This window comes from Bordetella genomosp. 5 (assembly GCF_002261315.1).
GTDB lineage: Bacteria > Pseudomonadota > Gammaproteobacteria > Burkholderiales > Burkholderiaceae_B > Bordetella.
This window is the reverse complement of sequence record NZ_NEVP01000001.1, coordinates 462,431-481,830: the sequence shown is the minus strand read 5'-3', so window position 1 is coordinate 481,830 and position 19,400 is coordinate 462,431. Positions and strand designations below refer to the sequence as shown.

The 19,400-nt window shown below is 67.7% G+C and carries 21 protein-coding genes; 8 read left to right on the top strand and 13 right to left on the bottom strand.

The genetic code is table 11. The features are described from left to right. The first annotated feature begins 2 nt into the window (after positions 1 to 2). Positions 3 to 1,205 carry a CaiB/BaiF CoA transferase family protein gene (locus CAL25_RS02225; RefSeq protein WP_094798304.1) on the top strand — a complete coding sequence of 401 codons (1,203 nt, stop codon included), beginning with the start codon at positions 3 to 5 and terminating at the stop codon, positions 1,203 to 1,205. Positions 1,206 to 1,261: 56 nt separating this feature from the next. Next, positions 1,262 to 2,221, top strand: a complete 960-nt coding sequence (locus tag CAL25_RS02220) for a Bug family tripartite tricarboxylate transporter substrate binding protein (protein ID WP_094798303.1) — start codon at positions 1,262 to 1,264, stop codon at positions 2,219 to 2,221. 78 nt (positions 2,222 to 2,299) lie between these two features. Here the strand turns inward: CAL25_RS02220 and CAL25_RS02215 are convergent, their stop codons facing one another. The 5 genes from CAL25_RS02215 to CAL25_RS02195 are packed head-to-tail and all read right to left on the bottom strand — an operon-like array spanning position 2,300 to position 7,435. Continuing rightward, on the bottom strand, positions 2,300 to 3,442 hold the full coding sequence (locus CAL25_RS02215) for a mandelate racemase/muconate lactonizing enzyme family protein (protein ID WP_094798302.1): 1,143 nt from the start codon (positions 3,440 to 3,442) through the stop codon (positions 2,300 to 2,302). A gap of 17 nt (positions 3,443 to 3,459) precedes the next feature. After that, positions 3,460 to 4,407 carry an NAD(P)-dependent oxidoreductase gene (locus tag CAL25_RS02210; RefSeq protein ID WP_094798301.1) on the bottom strand — a complete coding sequence of 316 codons (948 nt, stop codon included), beginning with the start codon at positions 4,405 to 4,407 and terminating at the stop codon, positions 3,460 to 3,462. 3 nt (positions 4,408 to 4,410) lie between these two features. Beyond that, positions 4,411 to 5,295, bottom strand: coding sequence for a fumarylacetoacetate hydrolase family protein (locus CAL25_RS02205; protein ID WP_094798300.1), 885 nt, complete (start codon positions 5,293 to 5,295; stop codon positions 4,411 to 4,413). Between the two features lie 4 nt (positions 5,296 to 5,299). After that, positions 5,300 to 6,442: a mandelate racemase/muconate lactonizing enzyme family protein gene (locus CAL25_RS02200; protein ID WP_094798299.1), complete on the bottom strand. Its 1,143-nt coding sequence runs from the start codon at positions 6,440 to 6,442 to the stop codon at positions 5,300 to 5,302. 18 nt (positions 6,443 to 6,460) lie between these two features. Next, positions 6,461 to 7,435: a Bug family tripartite tricarboxylate transporter substrate binding protein gene (locus CAL25_RS02195; protein WP_094798298.1), complete on the bottom strand. Its 975-nt coding sequence runs from the start codon at positions 7,433 to 7,435 to the stop codon at positions 6,461 to 6,463. Between the two features lie 185 nt (positions 7,436 to 7,620). On the opposite strand from CAL25_RS02195, the gene CAL25_RS02190 reads away from it, so the two are divergent. Next, a complete protein-coding gene (locus CAL25_RS02190; protein ID WP_249278915.1) occupies positions 7,621 to 8,349 on the top strand; it encodes a GntR family transcriptional regulator in 729 nt (242 codons plus the stop codon). A gap of 3 nt (positions 8,350 to 8,352) precedes the next feature. On the opposite strand, the gene CAL25_RS02185 is transcribed toward CAL25_RS02190, so the two are convergent. Next, complete coding sequence (locus CAL25_RS02185; protein WP_094798296.1) at positions 8,353 to 8,823, bottom strand: YaiI/YqxD family protein; 471 nt, start codon at positions 8,821 to 8,823, stop codon at positions 8,353 to 8,355. A gap of 5 nt (positions 8,824 to 8,828) precedes the next feature. Next, positions 8,829 to 9,092, bottom strand: a complete 264-nt coding sequence (locus CAL25_RS02180) for a hypothetical protein (protein ID WP_094798295.1) — start codon at positions 9,090 to 9,092, stop codon at positions 8,829 to 8,831. 87 nt (positions 9,093 to 9,179) lie between these two features. Here CAL25_RS02180 and CAL25_RS02175 point away from each other — a divergent pair, with 87 nt between their 5' ends. After that, a complete protein-coding gene (locus CAL25_RS02175) occupies positions 9,180 to 9,737 on the top strand; it encodes a hypothetical protein (RefSeq protein ID WP_170948359.1) in 558 nt (185 codons plus the stop codon). A 100-nt stretch (positions 9,738 to 9,837) separates the two neighbouring features. Beyond that, positions 9,838 to 10,656, top strand: a complete 819-nt coding sequence (locus CAL25_RS02170; RefSeq protein WP_094798293.1) for a hypothetical protein — start codon at positions 9,838 to 9,840, stop codon at positions 10,654 to 10,656. 97 nt (positions 10,657 to 10,753) lie between these two features. On the opposite strand, the gene CAL25_RS02165 is transcribed toward CAL25_RS02170, so the two are convergent. Together CAL25_RS02165 and CAL25_RS02160 are read right to left on the bottom strand one after the other, a co-directional pair. After that, on the bottom strand, positions 10,754 to 11,449 hold the full coding sequence (locus CAL25_RS02165) for a hypothetical protein (protein ID WP_094798292.1): 696 nt from the start codon (positions 11,447 to 11,449) through the stop codon (positions 10,754 to 10,756). An 85-nt stretch (positions 11,450 to 11,534) separates the two neighbouring features. Next, positions 11,535 to 12,380 (bottom strand): AraC family transcriptional regulator, encoded by an 846-nt coding sequence (locus CAL25_RS02160; RefSeq protein ID WP_094798291.1) that lies wholly within the window; start codon positions 12,378 to 12,380, stop codon positions 11,535 to 11,537. Between the two features lie 101 nt (positions 12,381 to 12,481). Here CAL25_RS02160 and CAL25_RS02155 point away from each other — a divergent pair, with 101 nt between their 5' ends. From CAL25_RS02155 to CAL25_RS02145, 3 genes are all read left to right on the top strand, one after another. Then, positions 12,482 to 13,495, top strand: a complete 1,014-nt coding sequence (locus CAL25_RS02155; protein WP_094798290.1) for an alpha/beta hydrolase — start codon at positions 12,482 to 12,484, stop codon at positions 13,493 to 13,495. Between the two features lie 185 nt (positions 13,496 to 13,680). Beyond that, a complete protein-coding gene (locus CAL25_RS02150) occupies positions 13,681 to 14,352 on the top strand; it encodes an FISUMP domain-containing protein (RefSeq protein WP_170948358.1) in 672 nt (223 codons plus the stop codon). Positions 14,353 to 14,490: 138 nt separating this feature from the next. Further along, a complete protein-coding gene (locus CAL25_RS02145) occupies positions 14,491 to 15,531 on the top strand; it encodes a Kelch repeat-containing protein (RefSeq protein WP_094798288.1) in 1,041 nt (346 codons plus the stop codon). Here the strand turns inward: CAL25_RS02145 and CAL25_RS02140 are convergent. From CAL25_RS02140 to CAL25_RS02125, 4 genes are all read right to left on the bottom strand, one after another. Beyond that, positions 15,516 to 16,412, bottom strand: a complete 897-nt coding sequence (locus CAL25_RS02140) for a LysR family transcriptional regulator (protein WP_094798287.1) — start codon at positions 16,410 to 16,412, stop codon at positions 15,516 to 15,518. The genes CAL25_RS02145 and CAL25_RS02140 overlap by 16 nt on opposite strands. 116 nt (positions 16,413 to 16,528) lie before the next feature. Continuing rightward, a complete protein-coding gene (locus tag CAL25_RS02135; RefSeq protein ID WP_094798286.1) occupies positions 16,529 to 17,833 on the bottom strand; it encodes a PQQ-dependent sugar dehydrogenase in 1,305 nt (434 codons plus the stop codon). Then, the gene (locus CAL25_RS02130) at positions 17,830 to 18,258 is read right to left on the bottom strand and encodes a DUF2231 domain-containing protein (protein ID WP_094798285.1); all 429 of its coding nucleotides are present in this window, start codon (positions 18,256 to 18,258) and stop codon (positions 17,830 to 17,832) included. Before CAL25_RS02130 ends, CAL25_RS02135 begins: the two co-directional genes overlap by 4 nt. 95 nt (positions 18,259 to 18,353) lie before the next feature. Then, entirely contained in the window at positions 18,354 to 19,328 is a 975-nt protein-coding gene (locus CAL25_RS02125; protein ID WP_094798713.1) for a zinc-dependent alcohol dehydrogenase family protein, read from the bottom strand. Between the last annotated feature and the right edge of the window lie 72 nt (positions 19,329 to 19,400).

Sequence of the window (19,400 nt, the reverse complement as noted above, 5' to 3'; positions counted from 1 at the left end):
CCATGTCCGAAGCTTCCGTACCGCAGACCGGCGCGTTGGCCGGTCTGAAGATCGTCGATCTGTCGCGCGTGCTGGCCGGGCCGCTATGCACGCAGATGCTGGCCGACAATGGCGCCGACGTCATCAAGATCGAACCGCCGTCGGGCGACGAGACCCGCACGCTGGGCCCGCCGTTCGCGGCCTCGGGCGACGCCGCCTACTTCGGCGCCGTCAACCGGGGCAAGCGCGCGCTCTCGCTCGATCTGGCCCACCCCGAGGGCCGCGAGGTGCTTCTGCGCCTGCTCGACGACGCCGACGTGCTGGTCGAGAATTTCATGCCCGGCACCATGGCGCGCTGGGGCCTCGATTACGAGCAGGCGCTGGCCGAGCGCTTTCCGCGCCTCATCTATTGCGCCATCTCCGGCTTCGGCGACACCGGGCCGCTGGGCGGCCTGCCGGGCTACGACGCCATCCTGCAGGCCATGTGCGGGCTCATGAGCGTGAATGGCGAGCCATCCTGCGGGCCCACCCGCATCGGCATCCCGATCGTGGATCACCTGACGGGCTACACCGCCATGACCGGCATTCTGATGGCGCTGGTCGAACGCCATCGCAGCGGCCGCGGCCAGCGCGTGGAGGCCACGCTCTTCAACACGGCACTCAGCCTGCTGGTGCCGCATGCGGCCAACTGGATGGAATCGGGCCAGGCGCCGCGTCTGCTGGGCAGCGCACATCCCAACATCGCGCCGTACGACAAGTTTCAGTGCCGCGACGGCCCGGTGTTTCTCGGCATCCTCAACGACCGGCAGTTCCGGCGATTCTGCGACTACCTCGGCCTGGCCGAGGTGCTGGCCGACGAGCGCTACGCCCACAACGCAGGCCGCCTGGCGCATCGCGACAGTCTGCGCGAGGCGATCGAAGCGGCGCTGCGCGACCGGGACCGCCAGGGGCTGTGTCAGGCCTTGATGGGGCTGGGCGTGCCGGCGGGTCCGGTCAACACCGTGCCCGAGGCGTTCGCGCAGCCGCATGCGGCCGCGATGCGCGTCGACGGCGACGGCTATCACGGCGTGGGCCTGCCGAATCAACTCTGCCGCACGCCGGGCGCCCCGGGCCGCGCGCCCCCCCGTTACGCCGAACACACCGAGGAGATCCTGCAGGAGGCCGGGTACGACCCGGACCGCATCGCGCAGTTGCGCGCGTGCGGCGCCTTGCCGTCCGCCACCTAGACGTGGCGGCGGGTAGCACAACAAAAAAGCCTGATCCATCCACCCGGAGACAAATCATGAAATCACTGTTGAGCGCGGCGCTGCTGGCCGCCGTGGCCTGCCTGCGGCCCGCGTGGGCCGACACCTATCCCGGCAAACCCGTGCGCGTCATCGTGCCGTATCAGGCCGGGCAGGGCACGGACGTGGCGACGCGCTTCCTGGCCGAACATCTGGGCCGCGCATTGGGCCAGACCTTCGTCGTCGAAAACCGCCCCGGCGCGGGCGGCAACATCGGCACCGCCGAGGTCGGCCGAGCCCACGGCGACGGCTACACCATTCTCATGGGCACCAACGGCACCCATGTCCTGAACCAGTATCTGTACAGCACGCTGCCGTTCGATCCCGAAAAGGACTTCGAACCGGTGATCCTCGTGAGCTCGTTCCCGATGGTGTTGCTCACGCCGCCGGGCTCGCCCTACAAATCGCTGCAGGACCTGCTGGCGGCGGCACGCGCCAAGCCCGACGCGGTGGATGTGGGGCTGCCGAGCACCACCGCGCGGCTGGTGCTGGAGCTGCTCGAAAAGCAGACCTCCACGCGCATCGCCGGTATTCCGTACAAGGGCTCGAGCACCGCCATGACCGACCTCATCGGCGGCCGGGTCGGCGTGGCCGTCGATACCGTGAGCGCCTCGCGCGCCTTCATCGATAGCGGCAAGCTCATCCCGCTCGGCGTGACCTCGCTCAAGCCATCGGCCCTGCTGCCCGGCGTGCCGTCGGTGGCGGGCCAGGGTGTCGACGGCTTTCAGGTGATCGCATGGAATGGCGTATACGTGCCACGCGGCACGCCGCCCGCCGTCGTCGCCACGCTCAACGAGGCGCTGGCGAAGATCCTCAAACAACCCGATGTGCGCAAACGCCTGCTCGAACTGGGCCACGAACCCGCCGGCGGCTCCGCCGACGAGCTGCGCCAGTTCGCACAGAGCGAGCGCAAGAAGTGGGCGCCGCTCATCAAGGAAGCGGGACTGAAGGCGGACTGAGCGACGAAGCCCGCCCGGGCGCCGGCCGGGCGGGCCGCGGGCCGCCGCGCAACGGCGCGGCGCTCGCTCGATGTGGCCTTACACGTAGCAGGGCCCTTCGATGAGCGGATGCCTGGCGATGAAGTCTTCGTCGATGCGCAGACCGATGCCCACGCCATCGAGCGGCCGCACGCAGCCGTCGGCATCGAGCTCGTACGGCAGGCGGTCGGCAAGTTCGTCGCGGAAGGGGTTCAACACGGTGACGTCGGCCTCGAAGTAGCCGGGGTTGTCGATGCCGCAAAGGTAATGGATGCTGGTGGCCATGTTGATGGCCGTGGCCGAGGTATGCGGGTTGATGCTGAGCTTGAGCGCCGCCGCCATGGCCGCAATGCGCATGGCCTCCGTGACGCCCCCCGTCTTCGACAGATCGGGCTGGATCGCCGTCACGTGGCCAGCCTGCATCAGCGGCCCGAACTCATAACGCGTGTAGTGGTTCTCGCCCGCCGCCAGCGGCACGCGGCCCAGCCTCGCGGCGCGCGCATACGCATCGTGATCGTGCGCCGGGAAGGGCTCCTCGAGCCAGCCCACGCCCAGCGCCTCGAACGCGGGCATCACGCGGCGCACATCATCCAAGCTGTAGCCGGTGTTCGCGTCCACCAGCAGTTCGATGTCGTCGCCAAAGGCCTTGCGCACGGCCTCCACCCGCTCCACGTCGCGTTTGGGAGAATCGCCCACCCGCAGTTTGAGCGCGCGATAGCCGAGCTCGACCAGTCCGCGGGCCTCGTCCACCAGCTGCTGCGTGGGCTGCCAGCCGAGCGCGATGCCGCCGGCGTAGGCCTTCACCGGCTTGGCCGATCCGCCCAGCAGGCGGTACAGCGGCCACTGCGTGACCTGCGAGCGGATATCCCACAGCGCCAGATCCAGGCCGCTCAACGCCAGCGCCGCCGCCGCGCCCATGCCATGGCTGGCGAACTGCATCTTGAGCACGCGCGCCGTCACTCCGACGTTGTCGAGCGCATCCATGCCGAGCACCAGCTCGCGCAAGGTGGTGTCGATTAGGCGCGCGATCGCGCCCGGGCAACGGCCGTGATGCGCTTCGCCCCATCCCGACACGCCCTCGTCGGTCGTCACGCGCACCAGCACCGCGTCGCGCTTCACGCTGCGGCCGATGCCCAGCCGCACCGAGCGGTTCTCCGGCACCGGAAAAGAGATCGGGACGGCCTTGATATCGATGATCTTCATGAGAGCTCCGAAAGGAATCAGGGGGTATTCACGGGATGGGACGGCGCCTGGCCGCGCAGCATGCGCAGCATGTCGTCCACCGCGCCATCGCTCATGCGGCGCATGCTGGTGGCGGTGCTGCCCGCCACGTGCGGCGTTAGCAGCGTGCGCGGCGCGTGCAGGATCGCGGCGTCCGCGGGCAGGGATTGAATGTCGTGCACGTCGAGCGCGGCGCCGCCCAGCGCACCGCGCGCCAGCGCATCGGCCAGCGCCGCGGTAACCACCACGGGACCGCGCGCCACGTTGATCAGGATCGCGTCGGGCCGCGCAAGCGCAAGCGCGTCGGCATCGATCAGGCCGCGCGTCTGCGGCGTGAGCGGACAACACAGCACGATCACGTCCGACTCGCGCATCAGCGTGGCGAGGTCGGCGGCCTGCACGCCGGCGGGCAGGGTGTCGGGACGGCGCGTGAGCCCCAGGGTGCGCATGCCGAGCGCCTGGCACAGCGCCGCGAGCTGCGCGCCGATGGTGCCCACCCCCACGATGCCGCAGGTGGTGCCGCGCAGCTCGGTGCCGCGATCGGCCATGGCGCGGGCGGGCGCCCAGCCCTGGCCGCGCAACGCGGCGTCCATGGTGCTCAGGCCACGGCGCAATTGCAGCATCGCGCCCAGGCAGTACTCGACCACCGCGGCGGTATTGGAGCCCGGCAGATTGCCGACCGCGATGCCACGCGCGGTGGCGCGTTCCACCGGAATCATGTCCAGGCCCACGCCGTGGCGCATCACGGCACGCAGCCGCGGGGCGTGGTCGAAGATATCCTCGGGCAGATGGTTGCGCACGATGAGTCCGTCGGCCTCGCGCACCACCGCGCGCAATGCGTCGGCATCGGGCCCCGCGGCCACGCGCACCTCGCACTCGGCGGCCAGCCGCGCGTGCGCATCGGGATGAATGGGAGACGTCAGGGCAACGACAGGCAGGTCAGGCATCGGCTAGCGGTCCTCGATGACAGGGGTATCCAGCGTGCCCAGACCCGGCAGGACGACGCGCATGCGCGCCCCCGGCCGCAGCCACGCGGGAGGTTCATGGTTCGCGGCCACGCCGGCCGGCGTGCCGGTGGCGATGATGTCGCCCGGATCCAGCGGCATCTGCGTCGATGCGTGGGCAATCAGCGCGGGAATATCGAACACCAGATCGGCGGTCGTGCCCTGCTGTCGCACCACGCCGTCGAGCTCCAGCATGATGGGCTGCGCGTGCGGATCCGCGATCTCGTCGGGCGTGACCAGCCAGGGCCCGACCGGGCAGAACGTGGGCTGATTCTTGCCCCGTACGAAGCCCTTGTCGGCGCGCACCATATCGGTGGCGCTCACATCGTTCACGATGAGATAACCCGCGACATGATCCATCGCCGTCTCCGCGCTCACCCGCAGCGCTGTCTTGCCGATCACCACGCCGAGTTCCGCTTCGTAGGTCACGTTGCCCACGTCCGGCGCGAGGCGCACGGCCTCGCCGGGCCCGATTACCGTGCGTCCGGACTTGACGAACAGCACCGGCGCCTCGGGCGGTGCCATGCCGCGTTCGCGCAGGGCGTCATGAAAATTGAAGGCCGCGCCCACCACCTTGCCCGGTCGCGGCAGCGGGGCCAGCAGCCGCACGCTCGACACGGGCCGGCGGGCTTGCGGCGGATAGGTGCTGTCGACCAGCTTCGCGGCCAGCGCCGGCAAGCCCAGGTCGATCCAGTCGATCAACGCGGGCGGCAGGGCACGGGCCCATGCCGGCCCGTCGGCATGCCGCGCGTCCACCACCTCGCTGTCCCCGGCCGACAGAAACCCCGGACGCGGCTGCCCGTCCTCGCAGACAAACGTCACGAACTTCATGGGATCAGGCCACCTTGTAGCGTTCGATGATCTCGCGCTTGACCTCGATGCCCAGCCCCGCGCCGGTCGGGATCTGCACCACGCCGCGATGCTGCACGATGGGCTCTTCGGTGAGCAGGTCGCGGAAGGGGTTCTCGCATTGCTCGAACTCCAGCAGCGGCGGCATCGGGCGGAAGCTCGGAGGCTGATCCGGCAGCGCGGCGATGAAGTGCAGGGTGGCGGCCAGGCCGATCGCGGAGCCCCAGGCGTGCGGAACGCATTCCACGCCGTGCGCGGCGGCCAGGGTCGCGATCTTGCGGCACTCGCTGATCCCGCCAGCGGCGCACACGTCGGGCTGCACGATATCCATGGCCTTGCGGGCCACGATGTCGCGGAAGCCCCAGCGCGTGAATTCGTTCTCGCCGCCGGCCACCGCCATGTCGAGCGCACGCGTCACTTCCACGTAACCGTCGAGGTCTTCGGGCGAGATCGGCTCCTCGAACCACTCCACGTCGAGCTTCTCGAGTTCGCGGCCCAGGCGGATCGCGGCGGGCACCGTGAAGCAATGGTTGGCATCCACCATCAGGCGCACATCGCCGCCCACCGCTTCGCGCACGGCACGCACACGTTCGAGGTCCAGCTTGGGCGAGCCCAGGCCGATCTTCATCTTGATCGCGGTGAAGCCTTCGGCCACATAGCCCTGGGCCTCTTCCACGGCTTCCTCGATAAGGCGGTCCATATCGATGAAATACAGCCCGGTCGCATACGACTGCACCTCGGTGCGGTAGGCGCCCCCGATCAGCTTGTGGATCGGCTTGCCGCAGCTCTTGCCGATGATGTCCCACAGCGCGATGTCGATGCCGCTCAGGGCCGAGATCGCCATGCCCTTGTTGCCGTAGTCCTTGATGCGGTTGTAGAGGTCTTCCCAGATGACCTCCACGTCGAACGCATCGCGCCCGATGATGCGGGCGGCATACTGCGACTCGATGTAGGCGCGCGCCACCTGAGAAGGCCCGTAGCACTCGCCCCAGCCCACGATGCCGTCGGCCGTCTCGATCTCCACGATGCACGAGCCGCGCTGCTTGTAGAGCCAGCCGCGCGACGACGTGAACGGCCGCTCGACCGGTGCGCTGACGACATGGCAGGTGACTTTCTTGATCTGACTCACTGTTTGCTCCCAGGATGCTTATTTGGCGGACACGAATACTTTCTTGGCGACGTCGTTCAGGGTGGTTTGCACCCCCTGCACTTCCTTGTCCAGCGCGGCCCCGGTCTTGTCGTCGACCAGGAACCCGTTCTGCGTGGCGAAGGTCTTGAATTTCTCGCTCTGGATGGCCTTGTCGAAGATCTCGATCAGGCGTTTGCGCACGTCATCGGGGATGCCCGCGGGCGCCACCACATAGGCCATCTGCACCAGCGGCCCGTAGGGGAATGCGTCGTAGCCTTTTTCCTTGAGGGTCGGCACGTCGGGATAGAGCGCGAGCCGCTCGTTGGCGAACACCGCGATCGGCTTCACATGCTTGGCGTCGATCTGTCCTTTGCTCTCCGAGGGCTTGAGCACGGCCGCGTTGATCTGCTTGCCCGAGAGATCGGCGATCACGCGCGAGCCGCCGGGGTAGGGCACGTTGACGTAAGGCACGCCGGCGGCGCGCGCCGTCATTTCGGCGAAGATGTGATTGAGGTTGTTGTTGCCGGGCGTGCCGATCGAAACCTTGCCGGGATTCTTCTTCATCTCGGCCAGGAAGGCCTCGAGCGTGGCGGGCCCGTCGGCCGGCACCAGCAGCATCAGCGGATCGGTGGACACCCGCGCGATGTGGGTGAACTGCTCGTTGCGCAGCGGCGTCAGGTTCTGTGCGATCTGCGCCAGCGTGGAACTCGTCCCCATGCCCACCGTGTAGCCATCGCGATCCGCGTTGGCGACCTTGGTCATGCCGATCGCGCCGGTGGCGCCGGGCGCGTTCTCGACCACGACCGTCACGCCCTGCTCGCTGATCAGCTGTTGCAGCATGCGCGCCGCGATGTCGTTGGAGCCGCCGGCATTCCAGGGAACGACGAAGCGTATCTCCCGGGCCGGATACGTCTTGTCCGCGGCATTTGCCAACGGGATGCTGCAGCACGCCAGGGCGGACACGCCCAGGATCAGCTTGGACAGAACCGACATTTCAGTCTCCTCCGAAAGTCGCCATGAGGACGCTTCGTGAACCGCCTCTCAGGGCTGTTTTTGTGGGTACTCGAGACTTACTCTATCATTCGTTATAACAAACAACAATCATCATCGATCATGCGGCGCAGCACGTAATGCGAGAATGTGCGCATCCGCGGCCCCTATCTGCAGAGGAAGTTTCCGTGCCCGATTTTTCCCGTCAGCCTGGCGTGCAAGCCCCCAAACGGACCGCGATCCTGCGTCCGCTGGAGCGCGAGACGCTCTGGGATCGCGCCTATGCGGCGCTGCGCGAAGCGCTGCTCAACGGCCGCTACGCGCCCGGGCATCGCATCGTGCTGCGCGAGGTCGCCGCCGAGCTCGGTATCAGCCTGACACCCGTGCGCGACGCCGTGAACCGCCTCACCGCCGAGCGCATCCTCGAGCGCGGCACCGGCGGCCAGGGCGGCGGCGCGACCGTGCCCCACGTCGACGCGGGCGTGTTCCAGCAGCTGGTGATCATGCGGGCCGAGCTCGAGTCACGCACCGCGCACGACGCGGTGGCCCATGCCACCGACGACGACGTGCAGACGATGCGTGGTCTGCACGCGCGCATGGCGCAGCTGATCGACGCCGAGCCGCGCCAGGGCTATCTCGACGTGCACCGGCGCTTTCATTTCCATCTCTATGGGCTGAGCGGTCTGGACGTGATCCAGGACAGCATCGAGACGCTGTGGCTGCGCTGCGGGCCGGTGCTCAACATGGTGCTGCCGGAGTACGTGCCGCACCTGAAGGCCACCGATCACCACGCGGCGGCCGTCGAAGCCCTGGCCGCGCGCGACGCGCAGGGCGTGGCCCAGGCGATCCGCGACGACATTCTCGAAGCGGGCCGGTATATCCACGGGTTGCTGGTGCAGGAGTCCGGCCGGCATTAAGGCTCAGTCGGCCGGCTTGGGCTGCTGGCGCGCCAGACGCGCGAGCAGCGCGTCGAGCTGGTTGGCGAACGCCTTGCGGTCGGACTGGCTGAAGGCGGAGGGGCCGCCCGTATCCACACCGCTCGAGCGCAATTCTTCCATCATGTCGCGCAACGCCAGGCGCTCGCGGATGGTCTCGGGCGAATAGCGTTCGCCGCGCGGATTGAGCGCCATCGCCCCCTTGGCCAGGACGTCGGCGGCCAGCGGGATGTCACCCGTGATGACCAGATCCCCGGCCTGCGCATGGGTCGTGATGTGCGCATCCGCCACATCGAAGCCGCGCGGCACCTGCACCGCGCGGATCAGGGGCGAGGGCGGCGTGCGCAGCATCTGGTTGGCCACCAGCGTGAGCGGCACCTGCCAGCGCTGCGACGCCCGGAACAGGATGTCTTTGATGACCGCCGGGCAGGCGTCCGCGTCGACCCAGATATGCATGGGCCTCAGGCGTCCAGCGCTTTCTGCAGCAACTCGGCCACGACGTCGTTGGTGGACACGCCGCGCTCCTGCGCGATGGCGCGCACGCGGTCGGCCTGGGCCTGCGTGAGCTTGAGCGGAAACGGCACCAGACCCGCGGCCTGATCCAGCTTGCGCTGCTCGCGGCGATCCGGCACGGCGTCGCCACCGAAACGGCCGGGCGTGCTGGATTGCTTGAGCTGGCCCACGACCTTGAGCGACTTGTTCTTTTCGAGTTCGAATTTGTTCATGAGAATTCCTGACAGAGTGCGCCATCATAAGCGCAATGGGAGGGACGCCTGTCCTCGGGGAAGAGGCTCTGCTCTAAAGAAAGACCGATGGATGCCGTTATAGGGACAGACGACATCCCGGACCTCGCCTCCATGATCACTGTAGCGCCCTCTTCCGACCTGCCTTCCGACTTCACGACGCTGCGCACCGGTACGCGGGCCGCCGGCACGCCGGCCGCCAGTGCCGCAGCGGCGCCGGGCGATGGGAGCGGCCCCCTCCAGCGCAACGCCGTGGACGCGCCGCGGGAATCCATCCGTCTGTCGGCGCCCGGCAAGGCGCTCGCAGCCATGGGAAACGCACCATCGGCCGACGGCGACAAGGACATCGAAGAGAGCAACCTGCCCGATGAAGTGAAGCGGGTGCTCAAGATGATCCGGGAACTGAAGGAACAGTTGCGCGAACAACAACAGAAACTGCAGGAGGTGATGGCCGACCGCTCGCTTTCCGCCGAGCAGAAGGAAGCACGCGCCTCGCAGATCAAGTCCATGATCACCACCTTGTCCGGCGCGCTCGCCACCGCCACGCAGCAGCTCAGCGAGGTCATGGGCAAACTCGAACTCTCCGATGAGCAGAAGACCGACGCCGCCTCACTGGCGATGAAATAGCGACCGCATCGGGCACGGACGGCCGACGCGCCAGAGGGCCACAGGGCCCGCCTAGGGGGGCCCCCCTAAAATACCCGGATCTGATTTTGGACGGGTTGCCATGTTCCGACTCCTCGCGCGCCACGCCGCCCTGGCGCTGACCGCCGTGCTCTGCGCCGGCGCGGCCCACGCCGCCACGCCCTGTCCCCAGGCGGCCGACATCGTGCGGGCGATCTGGCCCAGCGCGAGCGGCCCCGACGCCAATGGCCGCATGCCGCTGGGCGACAGCCACAGCATGGCGCGCATTGCGCTGCGCGAGTTCGAGAGCGTGCCACGCGTGGCCTGCAAGGTCTGGCCGGCGGACACCAATCTCATGCTCGCCGCGGTGCCCGTGATGGCCGATGTCCCGGACAGCAACGACGGCAACGCGGGCGACCTGGGCCTCTATGTGCTCGATGCCCACACCCTGCAGGTGCGGCAGTCGCTGCGCATCACCGGCCTGATGACCGACGATGCCGTGCGCATCTTCGACGTGACGCTCGATACGGCGCGCTACGGCGTCGACGGCAAACGCGCGTTCGGCGTGCGCATCGCGCGCGCCAACGGCTCACAGCCGAACCCGTTCCAGGAAACGAGTCTGCGTCTGTTCGTGCCCGAGGGCGACACGCTGCGCATGGCGCTGGACGGTGTGTCGATGGAGCGGCTCCAGGGCGAGTACGACACGCAGTGCAAAGGCGAATTCATCCGCACCCGCCGCACGCTCGCGATGAGCGGGCGCAACCTGATGGCCACCGAAGTGGTCACGACCACGCGCGCCGACGAGAAAAACGGCGAATGTGTCGAAGCCACCGTCGCCACCACGCGCCACCGTTACACGCTGCCGTACGAAGACGGCCAGTTTCTGATTCCGATCGCGCTGGTGTCGATGGATAACGAGTAGGGGCGCGACCGGCAGCGCAGCGACGATCCCAGGCGTTTCTCAGCGCCGCTGATCATCGTGCCTGGCCGGCCGCACCCCGGCGGCTCCTGTCCCGCGATCAGCGTTCCGCCTGGACGCCGGCCTTCGTCAGGCGTGCGCGCACGGCGGCGTAGCCCTCGCGCGTCATGTCGGTGTTGCGGATGGCAGCCGTGCACCTGGCGTAGTCATCCGGGCAGCCGCTCATGCCGGGCATATCGTCCGCCACCACGAACAGCTGGACCACGACTCGCTTCACGTCCGCCGGCGCGGGCTTGCCCTGCAAAAAGTCCGTGATCTCGGCACGGTACTGCGCGATCTTCTGTTCGACGACCGTCTTCCAGTCGGCGCAGCCGGTGAACAGCACGGCGCCGTCGCTCCACGTCAGCTTGTCGCACAGCACCACCGGCTCGGTCTGCGATGCCAAGGCTTGCGGCAGCTCCGCGCGCACCGTCGCGCCGGCTTCGGTGACGTACGTGACGCGCGTGCCCTGCGTGGCGGAGGTGTCCACCTTGCCGCGCAAGAGGATCGGCGTTTCGATGACCGCGGGCAAGCGCTCCGAGGGGCCGTTGGCATACGCCTTGGCCACATCGGCCACTTCCTCATGAGAAAGATCCATGCGTTGCGCGATCACGCGGCGCGCGCCCTTGAGCAACTCACTGTGCTCTTCGCGGATTTCGTGCTCGATCAACGCCTTTTCGAGCGGCGTCGGGGTATAGGCCGCGCTCACGAGGGTGGGCAAAAACAGCGCGGCCAGCGCGAAGGGAATCGACTTCATGGGGATACCGGGATAAGAGAAAGGCGCAAGCGTACCTCAGGTGCGGCCCCTTTTTTGCACGCCCGCCCTTCAGAGGTGCGCGCGGTCAGGCCCGCTCCTGCCCCTGCCGCCACTCCCGCGGCGTCATCCCGCTGATGGCCTTGAACGCGCGCGACAGCGCCGCCTCGCTGCCATATCCCACGTCCATCGCGATCGACTTGAGTGGCTTGCCCAAGAGCAGCGCCTGCTGCGTGAGCCGCACCCGCCAGCCCTGCAGGTAATGCCCGGGCGTACAGCCCACGGCGTCCCGGAACGCCCCCGCAAACACGCTGCGCGACATGCCCGAGACGTCGGCCAGCGAGGCCAGCGTCCATTCGTGGGCGGGCTGCTCGTGCATGGCGACCAGCGCGCGGCGCAGCTGCGGATGCGACATGCCGGCCAGCATGCCGCCCGCCACGCGGCCCGTCTCCATCAAGTGGCGCAGCATCTGGATCAGCACCACCTCGAACAGGCGGTCGATCAAGGGATAGCGGCCGCAGTTCTCACCGAAGGCCTCGTCGAACAGCACGCCCAGAATCGGCGCCGCGCCATCGATCTCGCGCAGCGACACGCACACCACGTCGGGCAGGGCCGCGGCGAGCGGATTGGTCGCGCCGCCGTCGAACTCCAGATCGGCACAGGCCATATCGGCGCCGCGCTCCGGGTCGGTGTGGAACTGCCTCGGCATGGGGCGCGGATACATCAGCAGGCTGGGCTCCGTGACGCGCAGCGGGTCGCGCCCGGGATGGACGATATCCAGCGTGCCCGCCTTGACGAGATGCAGCTGGCCGCGCCCCCCCTCCGAGTCGGCCAGGCCGTTGATGCCGCACAGCGTTCCCGCGTGGAACAGATGCGCGCGCACCGGAAAACGGTTCAGCAGGGCGTCCAGCCGGTCCGAGCACACGTCCGCCATGAAAATACTCCTAATCAAGTTTTCAAGACTATACGTGACTTTTAGTTTTGCCAACGGGCCTAAAGTGACACCCATCGCAACCCCACACGGAACAACACATCATGGCATTCCCCCGCAAGCTCCTCGCCGCCTCCCTGCTGGCTCTGGCTCCCCTGACCACCTTCGCCGCCGGCAGCGCCGGCGTCGAGCACAACACGCAAGCCTTCCTGGAAGCCCTCGCCAAGGGCGGGGGCCAGCCGCTCGAAACGCTGACGCCCGCCGCCGCACGCCAGGTGCTGGTCGGCGCTCAGCAGGGTGCCAAGCTGCCTGCCGCCGACGTCAGCGAAAAGACGATCACGGTCGACGGCAAGCAGATCAAGCTGCACATCGTGCGCCCCGCGGGCGCCAAGGGCGTGCTGCCCGGCTTCATCTTCGTGCACGGCGGCGGCTGGATCCTGGGCGACTTCCCCACGCACGAACGCTTCGTGCGTGATCTCGTGGCCGACTCCGGCGCGGCCGCCATCTTCGTCGACTACACGCCGTCGCCCGAAGCCCGTTATCCGGTCGCGATCAACGAGATCTACGCGGCCACGAAGTGGGTGTCCGAGAACGGCGCGCAGATCAACGTCGACGGCAAACGTCTCGCCATCGCCGGCAACAGCGTGGGCGGCAACATGGCCACGGTCGTGGCCCAGATGGCGAAGGAGAAGGGCAAGCCCGCACTGCGCGCGCAGGTGCTGTTCTGGCCGGTCACCAACGCCAACTTCGAAAACGCCTCGTACGACGAGTTCGCGGAAGGCCACTTTCTTACGCGCAACATGATGAAGTGGTTCTGGGATGCGTACACGACCGATCCCAAGCAACGCCAAGACATCCACGCCTCGCCGCTGCTCGCCACCCCGGACCAGCTCAAGGGCCTGCCGCCCACGCTGATCCAGACCGCGGAGAAGGACGTGCTGCGCGACGAGGGCGAAGCCTACGGCCGCAAGCTCGACGCCGCCGGCGTGAGCGTGGTCGTGACCCGCTACAACGGCATGATCCATGACTTCGGTCTGCTCAACGTGCTGTCCGACGTGCCCGCCACCCGCTCGGCACTGCACCAGGCCGCCGAGGAACTGAAGGCGCGTCTGAAGTAATCGAGGCAGGTGCAGCCACGCCCGCTGCGACGGGCCCACGCGAAGTGGGCCCGTCACAGCGGGCGTACTTATGCGCAAACGCAAAGGAGCGGTTCGTGTGTCGCACGTCTCCTTGCATGCATCGCTACAATGCGGCCTCCGCAGTCACCCCTGTACAGGCGCAGCCACGCGCCCATTTCGTAGTCATGTCTATTTCCGCTTCACTGCGCGTCTCGCTCGCGACGCTGCTCTTGCCCCTGGGCGCCGCAGCTTCCGACATTGCCACGATCAAGAGCCCGGTCACCGGCCGGCTCTGGATGGACCGAAACCTCGGCGCGGAACGCGTCGCCGAGAATCCGATGGACGATCACGCTTTCGGATCGATCTACCGCTGGAACCGGGCCAAGGCCTACATCGGCAACGCCATCCACGACCTTGAAAAATGGGATCCCGAAAGCTGGGGTGATGAGTCCATCGATCTCAAGCCGGGCGTACTCGAAGGCAAGAAGGTCGAATGGAGCGACGAAGGCTGGCAGGCTGCCAATAACCCCTGCCCCAAGGGCTTCGACATCCCCACCAAGGCCGAGTGGGAAGCCGAGAAAATCGCAAATGCCGCCGATGCCTTCGACAAGCTGCGCCTGCCGATGGCCATGTATCGCGCCCTGGAGGGCCAAACCCAGGGGATGGGCTTCGAGGTGCGTGAAGATCGTTCGTATGCCCCCGCGCAGGGTGCCTACTGGAGCCGCACGACGCAGGGCGACGTGTTTTTCTACTACCTGAAAACCGACGCCAAGGCGGCCAACCTGAACTTCGTGGGCCGTGCCTACGGCTTCTCGATGCGTTGCATCAAGAAGCCCTGGTCGTTGTTCGGCGGCTAGTTGGCGACGGGTCCGGCGGAACCAGCGAGCCGCCATGATTGTTAACCCACGCTGAACAGCCCGCTAAGGCCCGAGCGTCTAGTATCGCGCGCCGCGTCTCCCTACCATGGTCGAACCCTTCCACGCACGAGACCGACCATGCAACGACGCGACATTCTGCGCCTGGGCGCTGCCCTGGCCGCCGTGCCTTTCATTCGACCCGCCTTCGCCCAAACCCCCGCGCCGCGCTGGACCACGGCGGCCGCGCCGACCGTGGCCCGCCAGGAGCTCTATCCCGAAGTGCTGGACGGACGGCTGTATGTCGCGGGCGGACTGCTCACGCCCAACACCGGCTACTCCGCGCATTTCGAGTCGTACGACCCCGCCACGGACGCCTGGACCCGCCTGGCAACGCTGCCCGAGGCCCGGCATCACATCGCCCTGGCCGCGACGGGCGGCCTAATCTACGGCGTGGGCGGCTTCAGCGGCGGCTTCCCCAACTGGCGCGCGCAGGCCTCGGCCTATGTGTACGACCCGCGCGCCAACCGCTGGCGCGACAGCACGCCCATTCCCTATCCGACGGCCGAGGGCGTGTTCGCCGCGATTGCGGAACGGCTCTATCTCGTGGGCGGGCGGGTGCGCGCGCACGATGACGCACGCCACTTCAACGATCACGCCGACACCGCGCGCAGCCTGGTGTTCAACCCGGCGAATGGGCGCTGGTCGGCCATCGCCGACGCGCCCACCGCCCGCAACAGCGCGGCGGCGGCGGTGATCGGTGGCCGCCTGTTCGTCGTCGGCGGGCGCCAGGCGATCAAGCAGGCCGATGGCTCGCTGCGCCAGGTCAATGTGGCGCAGCTCGAGGTCTACGATCCGCGCACGGATCGCTGGTCGCAGCGCGCGCCGATGCCGCAGGCACAAGGCGGACTGGCCGCGGCCGCGCATGGCGGACGCCTGTATGTGTTTGGCGGCGAGCAGTGGGTGCCCGAGCAGAAGGTCTTCGCCAATGCGTGGGTCTACGAGCCCGCGAGCGATCGCTGGAGCGCGCTGCCGCCCCTGCCCACGCCGCGGCACGGTCTGGGCGCGGCCGTCATCGGCAATCGCATTCATGTGGTGGGCGGTGGTCTGCGCGTGGGTGGCGATCAGGCCAGCGCGGTGCATGAAGTGCTCGTGTTGCCGGACGCTCAGACCCAGTCGTAATCGCGCACGTAATCGATGAACGCGCGCATCGCCGCACTCGGATGCCGCCGGCTGGGGTAATACAGACACCAGCTCGGCAGCGTCTGCTTCCAGTCGACCAGCAGCTCCACGAGACTGCCCTGTTCGATGTGCTCGCGCACGTAATCCTCGAACAGATGCGCCACGCCCGCGCCGGCCAGCGCGGCCTGCAGCTCCTGTTGCGCGGAGCTCAGCGTGAGCCGGCCCTGCGGCACGATTTCGGGGGTCTCGCCATCCTTGCCGAACTTCCACGTGACGGTCGTGCCGCCCGGGAAGCGGCGCCGGATGCAGTCGTGCGCCGCGAGATCGGAGGGCAGCACGGGGCGCGGATACTTCTGCAGATAGCCGGGCGAGGCCACGATCGCGTAGCGCAGCGCGGGGCCGAGCGGCATGGCGACCATGTCCTGCGCGAGCTGCGCGCCGAACCGCACGCCCGCGTCGAAGCCCTGCTCCACGATGTCCACGATCGCCGCATCGCTCACGATCTCGACCTTCACGTCCGGATAGGTCTCCATGAAACGAAACGCCAGCGGACACAGCACGTGGTCCACCGCCGGACCGGGCGCATTGATGCGCAGGGTGCCGGTGGGGTTCTCGCGAAACTGATTGAGCTCGTCGATGGCGGTACGGATGTCGAGCAGCGCGGGCGAGAGCCGCCCGAGCAGGCGCTCGCCCGCCTCGGTGGGCGACACGCTGCGCGTCGTGCGGTGCAGCAGCCGGATGCCGAGCGCGGCCTCGAGCGCGGTGATCGACTGACTGATGGCCGAGGACGATACGCCGCGCTTCACCGCCGCCGCACGGAAGCCGCCGTGCCGTACGACATCTTCGAAGATTTCCAGACTGTCCAGACGCAGGGATGACATGGCGGAATGAAGAAAGGTGGGCCGATGCAGGATGCCTGCATGTCGCCGGACGAGGCGCGCTCGACCCGTCGCAGCCCACCAATTTACGACACTTCAGCCCGGCCCCGGCCGGCGCCCTAGCGCGCGCCGCCCGCCTGCGTGGGCGTGATGCGCCAGATCGTGTTCGACAGATCGTCGGCAACGATCAGCGCGCCCTTCGGGTCGACCGTTACGCCGACCGGGCGGCCGCGCGTGGTGCCGTCGTCATCGCGAAACCCGCTCACGAAATCGACCGGCGGGCCCGACGGCCGGCCATCCTGGAACGGCACGAACACGACTTTGTAGCCCACCGGATCCTTGCGGTTCCAGCTGCCGTGCTCGCCGACGAACGCGCCATTGGCGAACTTCGCGCCCATGGTGTCGGTCGAGAAATCCACACCCAGCGCGGCGACGTGCGCGCCCAGGCTGTAATCCGGCGCGATCGCGGCCGCGACCTTGGCCGGATCCTGCGGCCGCACGCGATCATCGACGTGCTGGCCCCAGTAGCTATAGGGCCAGCCGTAAAAGGCGCCTTCCTTCACGGAGGTCAGGTAGTCGGGCACCAGATCCGGGCCGATCTCGTCGCGCTCGTTCACGACCGCCCACAGCTGATCCGTGCCCGGCTGGATGGTCAGCGCCGTGGGATTGCGCAGCCCCGTGGCATACGGCTTGTGCTCGCCGGTCTGTGCGTTGATGCGCCAGATCATGGCGCGATCGGCCTCCACGGCCATGCCGCGCTCGGTGATATTGCTGTTGGAGCCGATGCCCACGTACAGATACTGGCCATCGGCGCTCGCCGTCATGGCCTTGGTCCAGTGATGATTCAACTCCGACGGCAGCAGCGTCACGGTCTCGGGTGGCCCGCTCGCCTTCGTCTGTCCCGGTTGATAGGTGAAGCGCACCAGCGCGTCCTGGTTGGCCACGTAGATCGCGTTGTCGATCACTGCGAGACCGTAGGGCGCGTTGAGGTTGTCGGCGAACACCGATGCTTCGTATGTGCCGTCGCCCTCGGGATCGCGCAGCAAGGTCAGGCGATTGCCACCCTTGACCGGGCTGGTGCCGCGCGCCTTGATGATGCCGGCGATCACGTCCTTGGGCTTGAGCTTGCCGGCGTTGCCTCCTCTGCCCTCGGCAACCAGAATGTCGCCGTTGGGCAGCAGCAGCGTCTGCCGGGGGATCTTCAGATCGGTGGCGATCGCCTTGATGGTGTAGCCCTCGGGCACCGTGGGCAGCTTGTCGCCCCACTGCGCGGGCTTGGCGATCACCATGTCGGGCAAGAGCCCGCGTTCGGGTTTGGGCAGGTCAGGGTTCGGGCCGACCTGCGAAGCGGGCGGTTGTTGCGCATGGGCGACGGCCAGCGCCGCGGTCAGGGGAATGAGGGCAAGCAGGCTGAGGGTTTTCATACGGCGCTCCGGATACGGGGCGTGCGAAAGCCGAGCCAGACGGCCACGAGCATCAACAGCGTTCCCACGACAGACAGGATCAGGCCCGTGGGCATGCTGGCCCAGGCATCACGCGCATGGATCAACGCGTTGAAGAATCCCACCACCCACGCCGCCAGCAGCACCACGGCATAAAGCACGATGCCGCGTGCGCGTTGGCGCGCCCGGAACAGATCGACGATGGCAAAGATCAGCGCGAGGCCGCCGATCATCAGGCCGCCCACCAGCAGCCAGGAAGCGAAGTTGTTCCACTGAATCTCGAAGGTCTTGGCGTAGGCCCAATCGGACAGGGCCGCGCCCAGAAACAGGGGCAGCGCCCCCGCGAGCAGTACCGCGTGGAGGGGCCCCACGGTCGGGGAATACCGGTATTCGATGAGTTGATTCACGTCGACGCCTCTTGGACAGGGGGCACAGGATTGCGGCGCGAAGGCCCGCAAGTCCTGTGCCCGCGGGGCGGTGTGGGCGCCCCGCGGTCCCTGCCTCAAGGCGCCAGGCTGGGTTCGACCGCAATGGCGATTTTTCCGACCAGACCATTGTTGGGGCTCTCCAGCCGGGCATGCGCGGCCGGGATGTCAGCCAGCGAATACACGGCCCCCACATGCGGGCGCAGTTGCCCGCGTTCGATCAGCGCACTCAGCTCGTCCAGCTTGCCGCGATGCTGGCGGGTGAAGACGAAGTGATAGCTGGCGTTCTTGCCCCAGGCCTGCAGCAGGTTCTGCGGCTTCGCGATGTCCACGATCGAGACCACGCGGCCCAATTGGTTCAGCACATCGGCGCTGCGCGACAGCGTGTCGCCGCCGATGGTGTCGAACACGACGTCGACGCCCCGGCCACCGGTTTCACGCAGCACCGCCGCCACGTAGTCTTCCTGTTCGTAGTCGATCACCACGTCGGCGCCCAGGCCGCGCACGAACTCGGCGTTGGACGCCCGTGCGGTCGTGAGCACCCGCGCGCCGATGGCCTTGGCGAGCTGAATCGCCACATGGCCGACACCGCCCGCGCCACCGTGGATCAGGATGCTTTCGCCCACGCGCAGCCCCGCACGCACGACCAGCGCTTCCCAGGCGGTGCCACCCACGAGCGTCAGGCTCGCCGCCTCGAGGTGGCTCAGCGCGGCGGGCTTCTTGCCGATGATGGTCTCGGATGCGACGTGGTACTCGGCATAGCTGCCGGACCCCTGGAAGATCTGCGGCGTGTACCAGACCTCGTCGCCCGGCACGAACGAGGTCACACCAGGGCCCACCGCCTCGACGACGCCAGAGACATCATGGCCGGTGATCGCGGGCAGGGGTACCGATTCCGGATAGTCGCCACGCCGGATCTGGTAATCCAGCGGATTGATGGAGGTGGCGTGCACGCGAACCAGCACCTCGCCGGCCTGCGGCACCGGCTTGGGCACGTCGCGCAGCGCAAAGGCGTCGGGGCCGCCAAAAGAAGTCAGTACGATCGCTTTCATGTTCATTCCTTATATCGGTATATTGGGATATCGGGAAATTCCGATATCGGCAGATGAAAAAAACTGCGGGCA

Excerpts from the sequence above, each read along its gene's own strand:
- CAL25_RS02165 (WP_094798292.1), bottom strand. The coding sequence starts at position 11,449 with ATGAAGTCGATTCCCTTCGCGCTGGCCGCGCTGTTTTTGCCCACCCTC.
- CAL25_RS02125 (WP_094798713.1), bottom strand. The coding sequence starts at position 19,328 with ATGAAAGCGATCGTACTGACTTCTTTTGGCGGCCCCGACGCCTTTGCG.
- CAL25_RS02215 (WP_094798302.1), bottom strand. The coding sequence starts at position 3,442 with ATGAAGATCATCGATATCAAGGCCGTCCCGATCTCTTTTCCGGTGCCG.
- CAL25_RS02150 (WP_170948358.1), top strand. The coding sequence starts at position 13,681 with ATGTCTATTTCCGCTTCACTGCGCGTCTCGCTCGCGACGCTGCTCTTG.
- CAL25_RS02140 (WP_094798287.1), bottom strand. The coding sequence starts at position 16,412 with ATGTCATCCCTGCGTCTGGACAGTCTGGAAATCTTCGAAGATGTCGTA.
- CAL25_RS02155 (WP_094798290.1), top strand. The coding sequence starts at position 12,482 with ATGGCATTCCCCCGCAAGCTCCTCGCCGCCTCCCTGCTGGCTCTGGCT.
- CAL25_RS02135 (WP_094798286.1), bottom strand. The coding sequence starts at position 17,833 with ATGAAAACCCTCAGCCTGCTTGCCCTCATTCCCCTGACCGCGGCGCTG.
- CAL25_RS02180 (WP_094798295.1), bottom strand. The coding sequence starts at position 9,092 with ATGAACAAATTCGAACTCGAAAAGAACAAGTCGCTCAAGGTCGTGGGC.
- CAL25_RS02175 (WP_170948359.1), top strand. The coding sequence starts at position 9,180 with ATGGATGCCGTTATAGGGACAGACGACATCCCGGACCTCGCCTCCATG.
- CAL25_RS02160 (WP_094798291.1), bottom strand. The coding sequence starts at position 12,380 with ATGGCGGACGTGTGCTCGGACCGGCTGGACGCCCTGCTGAACCGTTTT.
- CAL25_RS02185 (WP_094798296.1), bottom strand. The coding sequence starts at position 8,823 with ATGCATATCTGGGTCGACGCGGACGCCTGCCCGGCGGTCATCAAAGAC.
- CAL25_RS02210 (WP_094798301.1), bottom strand. The coding sequence starts at position 4,407 with ATGCCTGACCTGCCTGTCGTTGCCCTGACGTCTCCCATTCATCCCGAT.
- CAL25_RS02195 (WP_094798298.1), bottom strand. The coding sequence starts at position 7,435 with ATGTCGGTTCTGTCCAAGCTGATCCTGGGCGTGTCCGCCCTGGCGTGC.
- CAL25_RS02220 (WP_094798303.1), top strand. The coding sequence starts at position 1,262 with ATGAAATCACTGTTGAGCGCGGCGCTGCTGGCCGCCGTGGCCTGCCTG.
- CAL25_RS02225 (WP_094798304.1), top strand. The coding sequence starts at position 3 with ATGTCCGAAGCTTCCGTACCGCAGACCGGCGCGTTGGCCGGTCTGAAG.
- CAL25_RS02170 (WP_094798293.1), top strand. The coding sequence starts at position 9,838 with ATGTTCCGACTCCTCGCGCGCCACGCCGCCCTGGCGCTGACCGCCGTG.
- CAL25_RS02145 (WP_094798288.1), top strand. The coding sequence starts at position 14,491 with ATGCAACGACGCGACATTCTGCGCCTGGGCGCTGCCCTGGCCGCCGTG.
- CAL25_RS02205 (WP_094798300.1), bottom strand. The coding sequence starts at position 5,295 with ATGAAGTTCGTGACGTTTGTCTGCGAGGACGGGCAGCCGCGTCCGGGG.